Consider the following 17,664-nt stretch of genomic DNA (forward strand, 5'->3'; position numbering starts at 1 on the left):
GGGGCCGCCATGCGACGCTTCGACATCGTGAAAGGCGACACGACGACGGTGGGTGGCATCGTCCAGGGCGGGGACCATTCGGATATGATCGGCGGCCGAGAACAAGCCTACGAGCACGATCCGGTCTGGTGTCCCGTCTGCAAGACGGTTGGAAAGATTTCAACCGATGGCCCGCGGATTTCCACGACCGGACCGGATGGCCGGCAGGCAGCGTTAAGCGACGATCTATGCGTGTGCGCATGCCCGACACCGCCGAAACTCGTGGCGTCGCAATCGACGTCGTACATCGACGTGTAGAACAGGGAGACGGGATCTCGACGGGGTACGCTGGCCAGCTCGGACAATCTCTCAGGATGGCGACTCGCGTTCCGGCCACCAGGGCTGCGGTTGTCCACGATCGACCAGCAGCGCGTCGAGACCCTTGCCTTCGATCCACTTCGGCTTGGGGCCGTAGCCGGACCACGATTTGCCCGACTTCGGGTCGCAATACTTTGCCGGCGCCCTGTGCTTTTTCTTCTGGCTGCCGATGCAGCCCAACGCGCTGAGGATTTCTTGCTGCGTAATTCCCCGTTGCTTTACCTGTTCCTGGAGGATCGAAAGCACGTGTTTCTTTTCCGAACGCCGGCCCCACAGCGCTCATCGCTACCAACCTCCGGCCACGGTCCGTCGAGCCTGGCTGGATTCCGATAAATATCGACGCGAGACTCACTGCCTGATTGGCTACGGAATCCCGCCGCAGGTCAAGGCTGGAATCGCTTTTTGCGTTGCGCCCGTGGCGGCTTCCGGTTTGCCGTGTCGTGCCGCGTCGCGGGCTTCCGGCCGGGCGCGGCGGGCCTTGATCCGTCCGGCAACCGCTAGAATTGCGGTTTTAGCCCGGAATACGTCCATGTCTTTTGCCTCGCTCGGCCTGATCGATCCCTTGCTGCGTAACCTGCAGGACCTCAATTACCAGGCTCCTACGCCGGTGCAGGCCAAGGCGATTCCTGCCGTGCTCGGCGGCAAGGACGTGATGGCCGGGGCCCAGACCGGCACCGGCAAGACGGCGGGTTTCGCGCTGCCGCTGTTGCAGCGGCTGGTGCAGCACGGCCCGGCGGTGTCCAGCAACCGCGCGCGTGTCCTGGTGCTGGTGCCCACGCGGGAACTCGCCGAACAAGTGCTGCAAAGCTTCATCGCTTACGGCAAGGGCCTCGACCTGCGATTCCTGGCCGCGTACGGCGGCGTGAGCATCAACCCGCAGATGATGAAGTTGCGCAAGGGCGTGGATGTGCTCGTGGCCACGCCGGGCCGGTTACTGGATCTCAATCGCCAGAACGCGGTGCAGTTCGATCAGGTGCAAACGCTGGTGCTTGACGAAGCCGACCGCATGCTGGATCTCGGCTTCGCGCGCGAACTGAACGCCGTTTTTGCCGCGTTGCCCGCCCAGCGCCAGACGTTGCTGTTCTCGGCTACGTTCAGCGACGAGATCCGCGCGATGGCGGCGAGCATTCTGCGCGGCCCGGTCAACATCAGCGTCAGCCCGCCCAATGCCACGGCCAGCAAGATCAAGCAGTGGGTGGTGCCGGTGGACAAGCGGAACAAGCCCGACCTCTTCATGCACCTCGTGGCCGAGAACAAGTGGGAGCATGCGCTGGTGTTCGTCAAGACGCGCAACGGCGTCGATTACCTGGCGGCCATGCTGGACGAAGCGGGTTATGCGGTCGACACCATCCACGGCGACAAGCCACAACCCGCGCGCTTGCGCGCACTGGAGCGCTTCAAGACGGGCGAAGTCCAGATGCTCGTCGCCACCGACGTGGCGGCGCGCGGGCTCGATATCGACGATCTGCCGCTGGTGATCAACGTCGATCTGCCGATCGTCGCGCAAGACTATGTGCACCGGATCGGCCGTACCGGGCGCGCGGGCGCCAGCGGCGTCGCGGTGTCCCTGGTGTGTGCCGACGAAGCGCCGCAACTGGCCGCGATCGAAGCGCTGATCCGGCAAACGCTGCGCCGTGAAGAAGAGCCGGGTTTCGAGGCCGAACACCGCGTGCCGGAAACCAGCGCGACGGGTCAGATCATCAAGAAGCCCAAAAAGCCGAAGAAGCCGAAAGTGCAGCAGACGGCGCCCGTTGCCAGGCCGGTGGCCGGTAAAAAGCCGCGCCCGCCAGCGCAAGGTGGGGAAAGCAGGCACAAGCCTGCGGCGGCGCACGCAAAGCCGGCCGGCAACGAACCGGATTACACCATCGGCAGCCCGTTCAGCGTGCAGAAACCGCGCGGCAAACCGGCGGGCAAGCCGGCTGCGGGATCGCGCAAGCCGGCCGGCAAACCCGCCGGCGGCCGTGGCAAGCGGCAGCCTTGACGTGTCGGGACGAGTCACGCCGGTCATTGAACCTGGCGGGCGGTTCGGGGCCCGCCGGCAGCTTCAAGGCGGTTGCATCGACGGGGTGAATCCGGCGTAACGCCAGGCCGTTCGCGTCGGCGATCTGGCAATATGCACCGACGGACTTCAGATACGGGCACCCCATGCACATCGCGATTCTGACCTTTCAGGGCTTCAACGAACTCGATTCCCTCATCGCACTGGGCGTGCTCAATCGCATCAAGAAGCCCGACTGGCGGGTCACGCTTTCATGCCCGGAGCATTTCGTCACATCGATGAACGGGGTGACCGTGCAGGCGCAGTCGACATTGGCCGACGCCTGCACGGCGGATGCCGTCATCGTCGGGAGCGGCATTCGAACCCGGGAAGTCGTCAACGACGCGACGCTGATGGAGCAGTTGAAACTCGATCCCGCCCGGCAACTGATCGGTGCCCAGTGTTCGGGCACGCTGGTTCTGGCCCGGCTCGGCTTCCTCGACAACATCCCGGCCTGTACGGACCTCACGACCAAACCCTGGGTAGTCGAGGCGGGCGTCGAAGTCCTCAATCAGCCGTTCTTCGCTCGAGATAACGTCGCAACGGCTGGCGGCTGTTTTGCTTCGCAATACCTGGCCGCGTGGATCATCGCGCGCCTCGAGGGCGAGGAAGCCGCGCGCAGCGCGCTTCATTACGTTGCGCCGGTCGGGGAGAAGGATGAGTACGTTTCCCGTGCGCTGACGAACATCACGCCTTATCTGCCGTGATGCGATAAAAAATCGCCCTGCGTTCATCGCGGGTCATGCGGTGTTCGCGATGGCGCTTTCTCCGGCGCCCTCGGTTCGCAATCGCGTTGCCGGCGGCAGCCGTGATTTCCGTTTTCCCTTGCTTGCGGGTTTCGGATACCACCGAATCGGGAAGCGTGATCGGGGCCCGATCCGCGAGGTTCAATGCACGTCATTTGCGACGATGGACGCCAACGCTCGGGCGCCGTCGTGCTGGGCCGTGTCTTCAGTGGAAAAGATGTGGTGGCTGAATGCGATCAGTTTGAAGCCGGACCCCGCGGGACGAGGGACGGTGATACCCCAGTGCCAGCCACCGTCCTGCTGGAACACGTGAAGGGCAGGGGGGGCCTGATTCAGTGCTGATGAAAAAGTCGTCATGGCGTGCTCTCCCGTCATGGGGCGACTGCAGGGCAACTACATCGGATGCGCGAACCCAGTCTACGAGCACTTTTGCTGCAGCGCAATATCCGGATGACGCGAACATGCCGATGTGCGGCGCGCCACAATTTTGAAATACAAATATGCAGCGTCGTCGATGGCTGGCATATTGATGTGACGATTAAGAATGTTCGGAGGCTTCATGGACCGCAGTTCGCTTGTGTGGGCGGGGGTACCGCATAACAGCGATGGCGTCGTGTTTCAGGCTCGGGTCGGTCGCGGGCTTCAGCGCTTTCACGTTTCCCGGTTGATTCTCGAGAAGGCATGCGACCTCGAGCGACTGGCATCCGATGCGCGGCAGCTCGAATGCTTTTACGAGCATCTGGCCCCGATCCTGGCAGTCGCCCGGAAGACGCGCTCGAATGCGAAAGCCGATACGGTTTCGCTGAAGGTGTCCGATTTTGCCCGAACGGGCAGCGTGCGTGCCGGGCAGGATGCCCGGGCGGGGATGCGATGAGTATCGCGGGGGCCTCAGATGTTGTCCGCGCGCCAACGACGCGGTGACACGCCGGTGACGCGCGTAAATGTTCTGGTGAAGTGGCTCTGATCCGCGAAGCCGCAGATATCCGAGATCATGTGCAGCGGCATGGATGACGTGCGCATGTACATGATTGCGCGCTCGATGCGCTGATTGATCAGCCAGCGATGGGGCGGCAACCCGGTCGTCTGATGAAAGGCTTTGACAAAGTAGCCGCGAGACAGGCCGCACGCTTTCGCGACATCGGCAATCGAGACGTTCCCGGTCAGGTGCTCGAGAAGAAATCCTTTCGCCATTCGCTCCTGCCACGCCGTGAGCTTGCCCGTCGACTTCTCCCGCCGCTCGCTGACGCCACCGTACTGGCGCGCGACATGTGCCTGAAAGGCGAGCGCGACGTGGTCGACGAAGAGTTGGGAGGCATGCCCAGGCTGCGCCAAAGCGGGGAGCAGGGCCTGGCCCAGGCGATGAATGATCGGGTCCACCTTGCTCAAATGCGGTGGCAGGTAAAGCTGCGGCCGCTGCCTGCCCCCGAGTTCATCGACTGTCTCCTCCAGCGTTCGGCGGGGGAGGTGAAAATGGATGCAGTCGAACGTTCCCTTCAGGTCGGAAACCCATCTGCGATCGAGGTCATGGATCGTGACGGTTCCTGCTTGATAGGGGACGAAACGAGCGACACGTCCGTCGAGCCACAATTCCTGTTCGCCGAACGCGCGTAATTGCAGCACGACGAGATCGGCGTCTTCCAGTTCGTATGGCGCGGTTCGGCCAATATCCCTGCGAGATGTCTTGAGCCGACTGATGCTGACCTGTGCGTGCGGCAACGTCTGCGTGACGACGCTTTGCCTGAGGTCGGCCGGCATGAAATCAGATGATGCGTTGTCCGACTGTGCGGCAGTCATAAGTCCGCGGGAACGTGAAGAATGGGGCGGCGAAGTATATCAAAGCAATATTTGGCTGGTGTGCGTCGTGCACCGTGTGTCGCCGATGCAGTGGCAGAGCGTGAATACGGCGTGACGTGGGCCTCACTCCTGTCCCGGCCCGTCCCGGCCGGGTCGATATCGGCGATTGGACATACGGACAATCGATCGGCGCGTAAAGGACGTTTTTCCCTCGTTTCAGGCGGCATGTCGTTATTTGAGGGTTCCGGATAAAATGCGACTTTCCGGGTTTTCAGTTAACGACTTCGTCATGCATCGAATCGGATTCTACGTTTGCCGTGGCTACGATGTGCTCGATCTGGGTGGGCCGCTGTCGGCCTTCAATCAGGTGGCCACCGCGGCGGGCCACACGCCCTATGATCTCCAGGTCATCTCGCAGTCCGGCGGCCCGGTTCCCGGCAATACGGGCGTTTCGATCGAAACGCGGCCGATCGGACGGCGCACGTTCGACACCGTCATTTTCGTGGGCGGGGAGATCGAGCCGATGCGGGCTCCGGAGAACATCGCCGCCGCCAGGAAACTCGGCGCCCGGGCCTCGCGGGTGGCAAGCGTGTGTACGGGGGCGTTTCTGCTGGCGGAAACCGGCTTGCTGGACGGCGTGAGAGCCACGACGCACTGGCTGTACGCGGCCCAGTTGCAGTCGCGCTTCCCGCGCACCCGGGTCGAAGGCGACAGTATCTATATCGAGGAGGGTCGCATCTGGACGTCGGCGGGCATCGCCTCCGGAATCGACCTGGCGCTCGGCATGATTGAACGGGATATGGGTGCGGAGATTGCGCGTGCAGTCTCCAGGTATCTGGTCGTTCCGTATCGTCGACCGGGCGGCCAGTCCCAATTCTCGGCGATGTCGCAGATGGAGCCGGAATCGGACCGGATCCGCATCGCGCTGAATTTTGCCCGGGAGCACCTGGCCGAAGCGTTGCCCGTCGAACGGCTCGCCGATGCTGCACGATTGAGTGTGCGGCAGTTCGGACGCGCATTTCGCCGGGAAACCGGTGAAACACCTGCCAAGGCGGTCGAGCGCCTGCGAGTCGAAGCGGCGCGGCTGCGCCTGCAGAGTGGTAGCGAACCGATCGAGCAGATTGCGCTGGCGGTAGGGTTCACCGATCCGGAGCGGATGCGCAGGGCCTTCATCAAACTGCATGGGCACCCGCCGCAAGCGATTCGACGCGAGAGCCGATCGAACGGCGTGCGCTGATCGGCTGCCGGCCGATCAGCGCACTGCCCATGAATGTCCGTCTGACGGATCAGTCGTGCTTCGCGCAGGTCATGATCCGTTTCGCCGGACGCTCATTGGTCATTCGTCGGCAGCGGACCGTAATCGTTCCACATGTCGCGATGCAGCTTCCACGCGCCACCTTGCTTCAGAAAGACGAGCGTCTGCTTGCCGCGGTATTTGAGCTTTCCGTCGTGGTCATGGATCTCCGTATCCGAAACCTCGGTCACGACCCGGTCGTTGCCGTAGAACTCGTAGTTGCTGAACGATACGGTGACAGGCTTCGATCCGGCATACCCTTTGGTGAGGTATTCGGTGATCGCGCGGCCCCCCGTTACCTTGTCGCCGCCGGGCGGCAAGAGGGTGCCGTCGCGGGTATAGAGGTGACCGATTGCTTCGTAGTCTCCTCGCGCGAAGGCATCCGCCCATCGTGCATTCTCGGCTTTGATGGCCGCTTCGGGCGGATGTTGCGAACTACCGGCAGATGCCGGCGTCGCAAACGCGAAAAAGGTGACGCAGGCTGCTGCAAGTGCGGTAGCGAAAGTACGATTCTGTTGCATCGGGTGTTTTCCGGTTATAGCTCAAATTGAGAGGACTGCGAAAATTTAAAGGGCGGGCAGGCAATGCCGGAGCCGGTGATCATCGAGGCCTGCAGACGGCCCGCGCGCATTGCCGGCCCATGTTTCATCGAACGCCAGGAATGCGTGCGAGCCCCCTGGAGGCGCCGGGCAGTTCCTTGTCGACCATCGCGACGACTTCCGGCCGCGCGTCCCTCGGATGGCCGGAGTGGAACGGCGGCGCGGGATCGTATTCGATCACGAGTTGCGTGAATTCGGCCGCCTGTCGGCCGCGCAGCTTCTCCGCCACGCGAAGCGCGAAGTCGATGCCCGCCGTCACGCCGCCGCCGCTCATGAACCGGCCGTTGTCGTCTTCCACGAAGCGGTCGGGAACGGGAATCGCGCCATATTCGGCCAGCTTGTTGACGAAGGCCCAATGGCACGCGCTTCGCTTGCCCTTGAGCACGCCCGTTGCGGCGAGCACGAGCGATCCGTTGCAGACCGACGTAACGTGCCTGGCGCTTTCCGCCAGGCGCCGGATCTGCGCCTGGTACGCGGGTCGCATCGGCGCCGTCAAATCGGACCCGCCGGGGACCAGGAGCACGTCCGTCTTCTCGATGTCGGCGAGCCGCTCGGTCTTGCCGTACACGACGCCGAATTCGAGCGTCACGTTGCCGCCATCGAGGCTCGCGTAGCGGACGTTCGTATTCGGCAGCCGATGGAAGATTTCGCTGGGGCCGGCGAAGTCGAGCAGCGTCCCGCCGTCGTAGTTGACGATCAGGATGTTGAGCGGTTCATTCGGCGCAAGTTCGCCCTTGCTGCCGGCCTGCGCAAGAGCAGGGGTGGTGTGCGCGAGCAACGCGCTGCCGCCCAGGATGGCGCCGAGGGTGGCGGCGCCCCCCAGCTTGAGGGCATCGCGGCGCGAACGGCCCGCTCTCGTGAGCGGTGTTCCGGAGGCATTGTCTTCGCTACGGTCGGTCAAGATCGTTTCTCCTTGCACTTCGGCCCCTCTGAGAGCGCAACCAGATTGGGCCGGATTGAATGGCCGCCGCGACGAACGGCGTGGCGGACGTGAGATCGGGATGGGGACGAGCCCGGATGATGTGCAGGGCTCAGGCATCGCGCGCCGCAGGCTTAAAGCTGCGAAGCGCCGCCATCGACGACCAGTTCGGTGCCGACGACATACGACGATTCGTCGCTGGCGAGATAGAGCGCCGCGTACGCGATGTCCATCGCGTGGCCCATGCGGCCCACCGGAATGGTTTCGGCGAATTCGGCCTTGCGCTCGCGAACCCATTCGTCGGGCATGCCCCATTTGGCGAGCAGCGGAGTGTCGATCACACCGGGCGCGATCGCGTTGAAGCGGATCTTGCGGTCGAGAAACTCGTAGGACCAGCTGCGGGCGAGCGATCGTACGGCGGCTTTCGCTGCCGCGGTCAACGAGATGCCATGCTTGCCGGTCTGCGCGACGAACGATGTATTGAGAATGAACGAGGCGCCTGGCCGCAGGTCCGGCAGCACCGCCTGAAGCGTGAACACCACGCCCTTGACGTTGATGTCCATGATCTCGCCATAGAGCGCGTCGTCGATGTCGTTGACCGCGGACGGGAACGCCCAGCCCGCGTTCGCGAATACGACATCCAGGCCGCCGAACGTCTCCTTGACCTCGGCGGCAATCGCCCGCATGTCGTCGAGCGAACGGACGTCGCCCTTGAGAACGAGCGCATGCTCGCCAAGCTCGGCCTTCACGCGCTCGAACACCGTCTCGTCGCGGCCCGTCACCGCTACGCGGGCGCCTTCCGCAATGAACAGCTTCGCGGTTGCGAGGCCGATGCCGCTGGTACCACCGGTGATCAACACTGACTTGTCTTTAAGCCTCATCTTCTGCTCCATTTTTACGTCGTGACTGATCAGGCCGAAGGCTTCAAACGCAATTGCGTCTGTGTGCCTTTTCCGGCTCGATCTTCCACGTGCAGTATGGAACGCGAGGCGTATGGCGCAAAGGTCGTATAACCCTCAAAAAGCGCCACTCGGTTCAAACGGGTGAATAACGCGGCTCGGCGTTTGGCGGGGGGAATGCCCGTTCGCACACTTCATGTGTGGTCTCGCTGGCGGCGAGTGGCGTGTGAAGCAGGCGTGCGTGAAGGTCGGACGCGCAGCGATCGCGATGCGGATGTCCGCGCGATCGCGGCGAGCGGCCGGTATCTGGAGGCTGTCTGCTTCATTCCTCGCGCTCATAGCGCAAACGGTATCCCCCATTCATTCGCTCGATGCGTGCGAACCCGCGTTCCCCCAGATGCATGCCGGCGATCAACAGCCCCTCCGAACTGACCTGGTCCAGAAGCCGTGACCGCGTAGCAGCGGCCAACGACGCATCGTGATCGAAGGCAATCGACACCTCCGGTCGCTGAATCTGGATATGCGGGAAATGAACCACGTCTCCCCACACAAGAAGCCCCTGATCGCGGGATTCAAGCAGATATCCGGTGTGTCCGTCGGTGTGCCCGGGTATCGGCAGTGCGTCGATGCCGGGGAGCACTTGCCCGTCGTCGAAAAGACGAAGCCGGTCGCCATAAGCATCGAACACCCGACGCGCCACCGCGAAATTTCCGCGTGCCCGTTCGCTGGCGCGACTCAGATTCCCGTCGTCCTGCCAGAACCCGACCTCGCGTCGATGCACGACCAGTTCCGCATTCGGGAACGCGATCTCTCCTGCACCGTTCACGAGCCCCCCGACATGGTCGGGATGCGCGTGGGTCAGCAGGATGGTGTCGATCGCGGCGGGCTCGATGCCGGCAAGCGCGAGGTTCGTCCCGAGTTGGCCGCCCCATTGCCTGAACCCGCCCGCCCCGGCATCGATGAGCACGGTGCGTCCCGCGCCGCGTACGACGTAGCAATTGATGTGCACGGCTTCTGGCGCCTTCTGCCCGGCATCACGCTGCATGTTCGACGCGTCGGCCGGATCGATATTCGACAGAAAGTCGAGACTCGCGGTGAGGTAGCCATCGCTGATGGCGGTAATCGTGAAATCCCCGACTTGCTGGCCGGGAAAGGTAAGCGTGGCCATCGTGCTTCTCCGGATCGGCGAATGGTGGGTTAGTTGCGGGCGTGAATGTTCGGCGCGGTGTAAGCAAAACACCGGATGCGCGCGGTGAGGCCGGTGCGCTGGACGATCGCACGATCCAGCGCTTCCATGAACCGGTCCATGACCGCCGACGTGCGGGGCGCCCCGGCGCGATACCGAATGTCCGCGTAGACAGGATGTCCGTGCCCGTGCAGAACCGCCTGAAAAACGACGTGGACGTTCTTGAGATCCGCGCCGAGTACATGCGTACAGAGCTCGACGCAGTCGCGCGACAGCTCGGCAAGATTTTCGTCAGCGGGCATTCGCTGTGCATCGATCGAGAAAGTGACGTTCGGCATCGTGGGCTTACTCCTGGGCAGTCGAAATGGCGCGTGCGCTCGTCAGTTGCTCCGTCATCGGCGCGTAAAGGTGAATGCCTTCCGCGCGCTCCTCGACAAGCGGCGCGCTGTTGCGCGGCACGACGGCGAGCCAGCGTCGTGCCGGAAACTGCTCCAGCGCGACGGCTTGCATGGCCAGCGGGTCGAGGCCCAGCCGGATCAGCGGATCAGGGCCGCCGGCGCACAGCGCGAGGCGTTCGCCTTCCGCCACCGCCGGGGCCAATCCGATGTCGGAATAGAGATTGCGATGCCAGTCGGTGATGTGTTGCTGCCATTTCGCAAAATTGCCGCCGCCTTTCCGGCGATATTCGTCGCCGGTCAGCACATCGAGACCGTCGATCGTGTGAATCGCCAGATAGACAGGGCAACCGCTGCCGATCGCCTTGAACCGCTGCGACGTGTGAAACCCCGTCACCGAGATCAGGGCAGGCAGCTTTTCAAGGCTGTAGAAGTCGTTCCATTCGGCTTCGCTGTCGACGTCGGCGAAGCTGCATTCCACGGTGTAGATCATCGGATCGTCCTTTGAGCAAGATGCACATCCCACGGCGGGCGCTTGATGGTCAGTGCGGTAACGTAATGCTAAGCTCGCATTTGCACCCCATAAAACGAAATAAAGTCAGCCTTCAGTGATATTTGCTCAAGCTGACGTCGAACCCACCCTGACCGGCGAGCCACGCATGCCCCGCAAGATCCCGAGCAATTCCGCGCTGCAGGCGTTCGAAGCCGCGGCCCGACACGGCAGCTTTGCCCGAGCCGCCGATGAACTCTCCCGAACCGAGGGCGCCGTCAGCCGTCAGATCGGACGGCTGGAGGCGTTCCTGGGTGTCACGCTGTTCGAGCGGATCGGCAACCGGGTACGGCTGGCACCGAACGGTGCGCGGTACGCGGTGCAGGTTCGCGAGATTCTGGATCGGCTGGAACGGGACAGCCTGTACCTGATGGGGCAGCCCGTCGAAGGCGCGAGCATCGATATCGCCGCCATTCCGACCTTCGCCACGCGCTGGCTGATCCCCCGGCTGAAACACTTTCAGGATCGGCATCCGAACGTCACGGTCCATATCGCCGAGCGCATGGAACCGTTCCTGCTGGCCGGGAGCGGTTTCGATGCCGCCATCCATTTCGAGCATCCGGCATGGGCGGGAATGCATCTGCATCCGCTGCTGGAGGAAGTGCTGGTGCCCGTGTGCAGTCCGGCGTTGCTGGCGGGCGCCGGGGCGAACCCGTCGCTCGATGCATTGCCACGCCTTCACCGGCGGCAGAACCCGGACGCGTGGCAGGCCTATGCGCAGGAGTCCGGCATCGTGCTGGGCAATTCGGCGGTTGGCGCGCGCTACGATCTCCATTCGATGCTGATCGAAGCGGCGCTCGCGGGCCTGGGTGTCGCGCTGGTGCCGCGTCTTTACGTCGACGCGGAGCTCGAGCAGGGGCGGCTGGTCGCACCCTGGCCGGCGGGCAGGTCCGTCACGAAAAACTTCTGCCTCGTCCTGCCCGAACCGATCGAACTGGCCCAGGGGCCGTTGCAGGCGTTTGCAACGTGGATGCTGAATGATGCCCCGGGCCTGGCACCGCACGGCAGCGCGCGACGCACGCCGCGAGGCAGACGCCAGCGCGGTGCTTCTTCTCCACGTTGATTCGCCGCACGCAGGCCGCGATCGGGTACGCCCGCTCGGCGAGACACCGCCTGCCGAATGCTCCCGTCAGTCGGGCGTATGCGCCCAACCGACTGACCTGCAAAGCCCCAAGACCAACAGTGCTGCCGGCACTGAAAACCGGTTCCACCCGCGCAATGCGGGTTCTTCCACATGATCGTTTGGTCTCCTTTGCATCCTTGATGACCATTGCTCCATGACGGCAACGCGATAAGGCACGTCCGGCGGGTCGAGGTGCCGGTGCGGTTGTGGCATCCGGCGTTGCGGTCTCCTCTGGCCGGAAATGTGTGATCCGCGTGTTGCTTGTCGGTGCAAAGCCGCAACGGCCGGGATCACAAGACGTCGAGGAAGATCGATGGAGCTAGTGGTTGATGCACCCGTTGTCAACTGACTGGAGGGCCCTGTCTAACTGACTGCACAGCGTTGTTGAACGTGATTCACTTCGCGTGCTGGTGCGAAAACGTTCGTTTGTGTTCGTTTTTATTCGTTTTCCGGCAACGGAGTCCGTCGCGCCGAGCCGTCGCGCCAAGCCGTCGAGTCGGTACGGCCGACATCCCGCGCGCGGGCGACGCTTCGTTGCCGGAAGCGTCGCTGCATCAGCGATTTCCGCATCCTCATCCTCGAGCAACTGACATGTACGTAAAAAATGGAGAGCAAGATGAGCAGATCGATACGAGCGAAGGCAGTGGCGACCGTGGTGGCGATCGCCATGAACGCGGCCCCGGCCGCGAGTGTTGGAACCGTTCTGTCGCTGGCCGGCGCACAGGCCGCTTCCGCCGCGACGACCGCCGTTGACGACTACGCGGCGACCCGGTACCCGATCATTCTCGTGCACGGGCTGACCGGCACCGACAAGTACGGTGGCGTCGTCGAGTACTGGTATCGCATTCCGGAGGACCTGCGGGCGCACGGCGCGGCGGTATACGTTGCCAACCTGTCCGGCTTCCAGAGCGACGATGGCCCGAACGGGCGTGGCGAGCAATTGCTTGCATTCGTGAAGCAGGTGCTCGCGGCGACGGGCGCGCAGAAGGTGAATCTGATCGGCCATAGCCAGGGCGGCCTGACATCGCGTTATGTTGCGTCCGTTGCACCGGAACTGGTCGCATCGGTGACGACGATCAGTACGCCGCACTGGGGCTCGCAATTCGCGGACTTCGTCCAGCAACTGTTGCAGACGGACCCGACCGGCCTGTCGTCGACCGTGCTCGGCGCATTCGCGAATGCGCTCGGCACGTTGACGAGCAGCAACTTCAATACGAACCAGAATGCGATTCAGGCGTTGTCGGTGCTGACGACGGCAAAGGCCGCCGCATACAACCAGAAATTCCCGAGCGCCGGTCTCGGTGCGCCGGGCTCGTGTCAAACCGGCGCGCCAACGGAGACTGTCGGCGGCAATACGCATCTGCTTTATTCGTGGGGCGGCACGGCGATCCAGCCGACAGCGACGGTGGCCGGCGTGACAGGGGCCGTCGATACGAGCGTGAGCGGGGTCACCGATCCGGCGAACGCGCTCGATCCGTCAACGCTGGCACTCCTCGGCAGCGGCACGGTGATGATCAATCGCAGCGCCGGTCCGAACGATGGCGTCGTGTCGCAATGCAGCGCGCGGTTTGGCCAGGTGCTCGGCACGTATCACTGGAATCACACCGATGCGATCAACCAGATCCTCGGCGTGCTCGGCGCGAATGTGGAGGATCCGGTTGCGGTAATCCGCACGCACGCGAACCGGTTGAAGAATCAAGGCGTGTAATCGATGACAGGAAGCAAGCGCGGCATCGCGCGACGCCGGCATGTCCGGCGTCGCGCCTGCCGTGATCGGGCGGATCGTCGTGTATCGAGCGATTTCTTTGGCGCGTCGTCGATAACGGTCACCTGCGCATGGCTTATCCGTGCCTCAGCGCGGTCGATACGCGCATCATCGTGGAACCGTTCCAGAGGCGTCGGCGCGCTGTCGTGACGGCGATCGGCCATGCTGCCGCGTCGGTCTCGAACGCGTCAGGATCTCAACCCTGCGGGCGCAGGGCGCAACGACATCGATTACCCCGCACTCCCGGGTGTGGTGCCGGTCTAGAGCCATCGCTCTGAATTCCCGTTGCACCGCCGCATAAAACGATCATCAGTCGTTGGAAGTGCACGAAAAAAATCGCTTCGTACTCCAACGTAAAAATTCATCTCGACCCGAGAGTATGACCGTCCAGAAAGGAATACAGGGCGTTTGACGATGTCATTCCCGGCTCGCCGGAGACACGCTCGATCATCGCGGTTCGCGATCCGCATTCAAGCGACGAATGTGTGCATCGCAACAATCCATTTCATTCACGGCAATCGTAACGGTAAGGTGAACGCACGTTCGAATTTGATCGAGCGACGCGAAACCACCCTGTGACGATGCCATGACAACGAACCGCGATCGACCTGCCAAAGTGTCAGCCCCGACTTCCGGTGTCACACCGGCAGGCGGCAATGCGCGTGCGGCGGGCCCGCGCCTGCCGGCCAGGCTGGTGGGCCCGATCGTGCTTGGCACGCTGCTCAACGCGCTGAACTCGTCGATGATCGCGGTCGCGCTCGTCAGCATCCAGCAGGCGTTCAACCCGCACGGGCATGAACGCATCGACACCCTGTGGCTCGTGTCGGGCCTTTATCTCGCGACGGCCGTCGGCCAGCCGACGATGGGGCGGCTGGCCGACCGGTTCGGCGCGAAGCGGATCTTCTGCATCGGCCTCGCGATCGTATTGATCGCATCCGCGCTCGCGCCGTTCGCACCGTCGCTCGGGTGGCTGATCGCGTCGCGCGTCGCGCTCGGCATCGGCACGTCGGCCGCGTATCCGGCCGGCATGGCGATGATCCGCACGTGGTCGCAGCGGCACGCGAACGGCGCGACGCCGACGGGCGGACTCGGCGCGATCTCGGTGGCGGCACAGGTGGCCGTCGCGTTCGGGCCGCCGCTCGGCGGCGCGCTCGTGCAGTTCGCCGGCTGGCGCGCGATCTTCTGGATCAACGTGCCGATCGTGCTGCTCGCGTTCGTGCTGGCGTGGCTGTGGATTCCGGCCGACGTCGTCCCGCGCGGCGCGCAGCAACGCCGCACGCTGCGGGGCACGCTGAAGGAACTGGACCTGCCGGGCGTCGTGCTGTTCGTCCTGACGCTCGCGAGCCTGCTGCTGTTCCTGCAATCGGTCACGCACGATCCCGACTGGCTGCTGCTCGTCGCGACGCTGGTGCTGTGCCCGGTGCTGGTCGGGCACGAGCGGCGGGCCGCGACGCCGCTGATCGACATCCGCATGCTCGGCGACAACCGTGCGCTCACGAGTACGTACCTGCGTTGCGTCGGCACCTACGCGGTGTTCTACGCGATCTTCTATGCGCTGCCGATGTGGCTGCAGGAGGCCAAGCGCCTGTCCGCCGCCGACGCCGGCCTCGTGATGCTGCCGGTCGCCGGGATCGGCACCGTGGCGACGATGCTCGCGACCCGCCTCGCACACCGTCACGGCTCGCGGCCGGTGCTGATCATCGGCTCCGCGATGCTGTGCGTCGGCAGCGTCGTGATGAGCCTGCTCACCAGCGCGATGCCGATCTGGTCGATCGTAGTGCTATCGATCGTGTTCGGCGTGCCGAACGGCTTCAACAATCTCGGCAACCAGGCCGCGCTCTACCAGAGTGCGCCGCACGACCGGATCGGCACGGCCTCGGGGCTGTACCGCACTGCGCAGTATGTCGGCGGCAGCCTGTCGTTTGCGCTCGTCGGGCTGGCGCTCGGCCATCCGGCGAGCGATCGCGGCCTGCGCGAGCTGGCCATCGTCCTGGCGGTCATCAGCGTGCTGCTGCTGCTCAACGCAGCGTCGAGCCGGCACCTGGATACCGCCGCTTCTTCCATCCCCCAACAGAAGTGAGGTTTTGACATGTCCACTCCGACGCTCAATCGCACGGTCGCCCTGGTCGCCATCGATCTGCAGAACGGCATCGTGTCGCTGCCGGTCGTGCCCTACACCGGCGCGCAGGTCGTGGCGAAGACGGTCGAGCTCGCGACCGCGTTCCGCGCGTTGAAGCTCCCCGTGATCTACGTGCACACGAGCTACCAGCCGGACGGCGGTGTCGCGCTGAAGGTCAGGACGGATGCGCCGTCGGCGCCGCCGAATCTCGACCCCGAATGGAGCGCGTTTGCGCCGGCGCTCGGCGTCGGGCCGTCCGACATCGTCGTGACGAAGCACCAGTGGGGCGCGTTCACCGGCACCGACCTCGACGTGCAGCTGCGTCGTCGCGGCATCACGGACATCGTGCTGACCGGGATCGCAACCAACATCGGCGTCGAATCGACGGCGCGCCAGGCATACGAGAACAACTACAACGTCGTCGTCGTCAGCGACGCAGTCAGCACGTCGTCCGCCGACGCGCAGACCTTCGCGCTGACGCAGATCTTCCCGAAGCTCGGGCAGGTCGCCGCGACGGCCGACGTGGAGGCGGCACTGAAGCAGGCGTATTCGCGCTGAACGAAGCGGCGTGTTCGGCGTGCACCATTCAAACAGAGTCATTTACCGAGGCATGACGATGATCAAGACCGATGCATGGGTTCTCTACGCAGGACCGGAACCGAGCAGGAAGCAGGCGCCCGTGGCGGGCGAGCTGCGTCGCGAGACCTTCGAATTCTCCGATCTGGAAGCCGACGAGGTGCTGGTCGAGCCGCTGTACGGATCGTGGGAAGCGAACCTCGACCACGCGCTGTCGCGCAATCCGGTCGACATCTGCCGGCAGCGCCGCGAGGACAAGATCGTGCTCGGCAACGGTGCGCTGGTGCGCATCGTCGAGCGCGGCAGCGGCGTGAAGACGCTGAAGGAAGGCGAGATCTGCATGGTGATGCCGTTCGGCAAGCGCGACGAATACGGGTTCGCCGAGCTCGTCTACGCATACGACGCGCCGGGCACGATCGGCGTGATGGCGCAGCGGACCAAGATGCGCGCCGACAACCTCGTGGCGGTGCCGACGGACAGCCGGCATTCGCTGCTGCAATGGGCGACGTACGGCCGCTACTTCACCGCGTGGGACAACTGGAAGGTGGCGTCGACGTGCTGGCGCTCGCAGCTGCCGGACGTCGATCCGGCCGACTACCTGGTATTCGGCTGGGGCGGCGGCACGACGCTCGCCGAACTGCAGCTCGCGAAGCGCGAGGGTTTTCGCGTCGCGATGACGGCGAGCAACGACCGGCGCCTCGAGGAGCTCGCGAAGCTCGGCATCACGCCGGTCGATCGCCGCAAGTTCCCGAACCTCGCGTATGACGACGAGCGCTACAAGACCGATCCGGAGTACCAGGCGAGCTATCGCGAGTCGGAGCGCGTGTTCGCGGAGACGATCGCGGAGCTGAGCGGCGGCCGCGGCGTCGCGATCTTCCTCGACAACCTCGGCGGCGCACTGTATCGCGCGACGATGCGCGTGGTCGGCCGCACCGGTATCGTCACGACGGTCGGCTGGAAGACCGGGATGCGCCTGTGGAACCTGCGCGCGACGGAATGCATCAACCGCCGCCTGCACATCCACACGCACGCGTGGCGCTACGACGACAGCATCACGATCCGCGATTTCCAGGAAACGAGCGGCTGGATCGGCGAGGAGCCGACCGAGATCTTCGATTTCGACGAGGTGCCGAAGCTCGCGTCCGACTACCTGAACGGGAAGATCCAGACGTATTTCCCGATCTACCGGATCAACGCCGTCTGAGCGGCAGGTCGCGCGCCGCGCCCGCATCGCTGCAGGACGATTAGTCATGCAGATGATGTCGGTGTGCGGCGCGCCGTGCAATCCATCTGACTGGAGAACG

19 protein-coding genes are annotated in these 17,664 nt (G+C 64.1%); 10 read left to right on the top strand and 9 right to left on the bottom strand.

The annotated features are described in order from the left end of the window. Positions 1-9: 9 nt before the first annotated feature. Entirely contained in the window at positions 10-297 is a 288-nt protein-coding gene (locus DPV79_RS01665) for a PAAR domain-containing protein (protein ID WP_081075941.1), read from the top strand. Between the two features lie 51 nt (positions 298-348). On the opposite strand, the gene DPV79_RS01670 is transcribed toward DPV79_RS01665, so the two are convergent. Next, positions 349-603, bottom strand: coding sequence for an H-NS histone family protein (locus tag DPV79_RS01670; RefSeq protein ID WP_244321694.1), 255 nt, complete (start codon positions 601-603; stop codon positions 349-351). A 283-nt stretch (positions 604-886) separates the two neighbouring features. Between DPV79_RS01670 and DPV79_RS01675 the strand changes: the two genes are divergently transcribed. Both DPV79_RS01675 and DPV79_RS01680 read left to right on the top strand, forming a co-directional pair. Beyond that, positions 887-2,338 carry a DEAD/DEAH box helicase gene (locus tag DPV79_RS01675; RefSeq protein ID WP_060309426.1) on the top strand — a complete coding sequence of 484 codons (1,452 nt, stop codon included), beginning with the start codon at positions 887-889 and terminating at the stop codon, positions 2,336-2,338. Between the two features lie 164 nt (positions 2,339-2,502). Then, positions 2,503-3,102 carry a DJ-1/PfpI family protein gene (locus tag DPV79_RS01680; protein WP_059485583.1) on the top strand — a complete coding sequence of 200 codons (600 nt, stop codon included), beginning with the start codon at positions 2,503-2,505 and terminating at the stop codon, positions 3,100-3,102. Between the two features lie 180 nt (positions 3,103-3,282). On the opposite strand, the gene DPV79_RS01685 is transcribed toward DPV79_RS01680, so the two are convergent. Continuing rightward, entirely contained in the window at positions 3,283-3,498 is a 216-nt protein-coding gene (locus DPV79_RS01685) for a hypothetical protein (protein ID WP_059688292.1), read from the bottom strand. Between the two features lie 202 nt (positions 3,499-3,700). Between DPV79_RS01685 and DPV79_RS01690 the strand changes: the two genes are divergently transcribed. Beyond that, positions 3,701-4,015 carry a hypothetical protein gene (locus DPV79_RS01690; protein ID WP_042972813.1) on the top strand — a complete coding sequence of 105 codons (315 nt, stop codon included), beginning with the start codon at positions 3,701-3,703 and terminating at the stop codon, positions 4,013-4,015. Positions 4,016-4,029: 14 nt separating this feature from the next. Here the strand turns inward: DPV79_RS01690 and DPV79_RS01695 are convergent, their stop codons facing one another. Next, on the bottom strand, positions 4,030-4,935 hold the full coding sequence (locus DPV79_RS01695) for a helix-turn-helix transcriptional regulator (protein WP_113044602.1): 906 nt from the start codon (positions 4,933-4,935) through the stop codon (positions 4,030-4,032). A gap of 289 nt (positions 4,936-5,224) precedes the next feature. Here DPV79_RS01695 and DPV79_RS01700 point away from each other — a divergent pair, with 289 nt between their 5' ends. After that, the gene (locus DPV79_RS01700; protein ID WP_111941357.1) at positions 5,225-6,172 is read left to right on the top strand and encodes a GlxA family transcriptional regulator; all 948 of its coding nucleotides are present in this window, start codon (positions 5,225-5,227) and stop codon (positions 6,170-6,172) included. A gap of 92 nt (positions 6,173-6,264) precedes the next feature. Here DPV79_RS01700 and DPV79_RS01705 read toward each other — a convergent pair whose 3' ends face one another. The 6 genes from DPV79_RS01705 to DPV79_RS01730 all read right to left on the bottom strand — a co-directional run bounded on the left by DPV79_RS01705 (position 6,265) and on the right by DPV79_RS01730 (position 10,720). After that, positions 6,265-6,750: a YybH family protein gene (locus tag DPV79_RS01705; RefSeq protein WP_113044603.1), complete on the bottom strand. Its 486-nt coding sequence runs from the start codon at positions 6,748-6,750 to the stop codon at positions 6,265-6,267. 124 nt (positions 6,751-6,874) lie between these two features. Then, positions 6,875-7,747, bottom strand: a complete 873-nt coding sequence (locus DPV79_RS01710; RefSeq protein ID WP_404822354.1) for a DJ-1/PfpI family protein — start codon at positions 7,745-7,747, stop codon at positions 6,875-6,877. Positions 7,748-7,881: 134 nt separating this feature from the next. Beyond that, a complete protein-coding gene (locus DPV79_RS01715; RefSeq protein ID WP_113044716.1) occupies positions 7,882-8,628 on the bottom strand; it encodes an SDR family oxidoreductase in 747 nt (248 codons plus the stop codon). A gap of 340 nt (positions 8,629-8,968) precedes the next feature. Continuing rightward, a complete protein-coding gene (locus DPV79_RS01720; protein WP_113044604.1) occupies positions 8,969-9,814 on the bottom strand; it encodes an MBL fold metallo-hydrolase in 846 nt (281 codons plus the stop codon). Positions 9,815-9,843: 29 nt separating this feature from the next. After that, positions 9,844-10,170 carry a hypothetical protein gene (locus tag DPV79_RS01725; protein WP_113044605.1) on the bottom strand — a complete coding sequence of 109 codons (327 nt, stop codon included), beginning with the start codon at positions 10,168-10,170 and terminating at the stop codon, positions 9,844-9,846. A 7-nt stretch (positions 10,171-10,177) separates the two neighbouring features. Then, a complete protein-coding gene (locus DPV79_RS01730; protein ID WP_059688257.1) occupies positions 10,178-10,720 on the bottom strand; it encodes a hypothetical protein in 543 nt (180 codons plus the stop codon). 166 nt (positions 10,721-10,886) lie between these two features. On the opposite strand from DPV79_RS01730, the gene DPV79_RS01735 reads away from it, so the two are divergent. The 5 genes from DPV79_RS01735 (at position 10,887) to DPV79_RS01755 (ending at position 17,564) form a co-directional block, all read left to right on the top strand. After that, positions 10,887-11,840, top strand: coding sequence for a LysR substrate-binding domain-containing protein (locus DPV79_RS01735; protein WP_059710597.1), 954 nt, complete (start codon positions 10,887-10,889; stop codon positions 11,838-11,840). 676 nt (positions 11,841-12,516) lie between these two features. Beyond that, the gene (locus DPV79_RS01740) at positions 12,517-13,608 is read left to right on the top strand and encodes a triacylglycerol lipase (RefSeq protein ID WP_021156595.1); all 1,092 of its coding nucleotides are present in this window, start codon (positions 12,517-12,519) and stop codon (positions 13,606-13,608) included. Positions 13,609-14,251: 643 nt separating this feature from the next. Continuing rightward, entirely contained in the window at positions 14,252-15,745 is a 1,494-nt protein-coding gene (locus DPV79_RS01745) for an MFS transporter (protein ID WP_113044606.1), read from the top strand. Positions 15,746-15,754: 9 nt separating this feature from the next. After that, complete coding sequence (locus tag DPV79_RS01750; RefSeq protein ID WP_060088822.1) at positions 15,755-16,342, top strand: hydrolase; 588 nt, start codon at positions 15,755-15,757, stop codon at positions 16,340-16,342. A 58-nt stretch (positions 16,343-16,400) separates the two neighbouring features. Then, a complete protein-coding gene (locus tag DPV79_RS01755; RefSeq protein ID WP_027792762.1) occupies positions 16,401-17,564 on the top strand; it encodes a quinone oxidoreductase family protein in 1,164 nt (387 codons plus the stop codon). The last annotated feature ends 100 nt before the right edge of the window (positions 17,565-17,664 follow it).

This window comes from Burkholderia reimsis (assembly GCF_003294055.1).
Lineage (GTDB): Bacteria > Pseudomonadota > Gammaproteobacteria > Burkholderiales > Burkholderiaceae > Burkholderia > Burkholderia cepacia.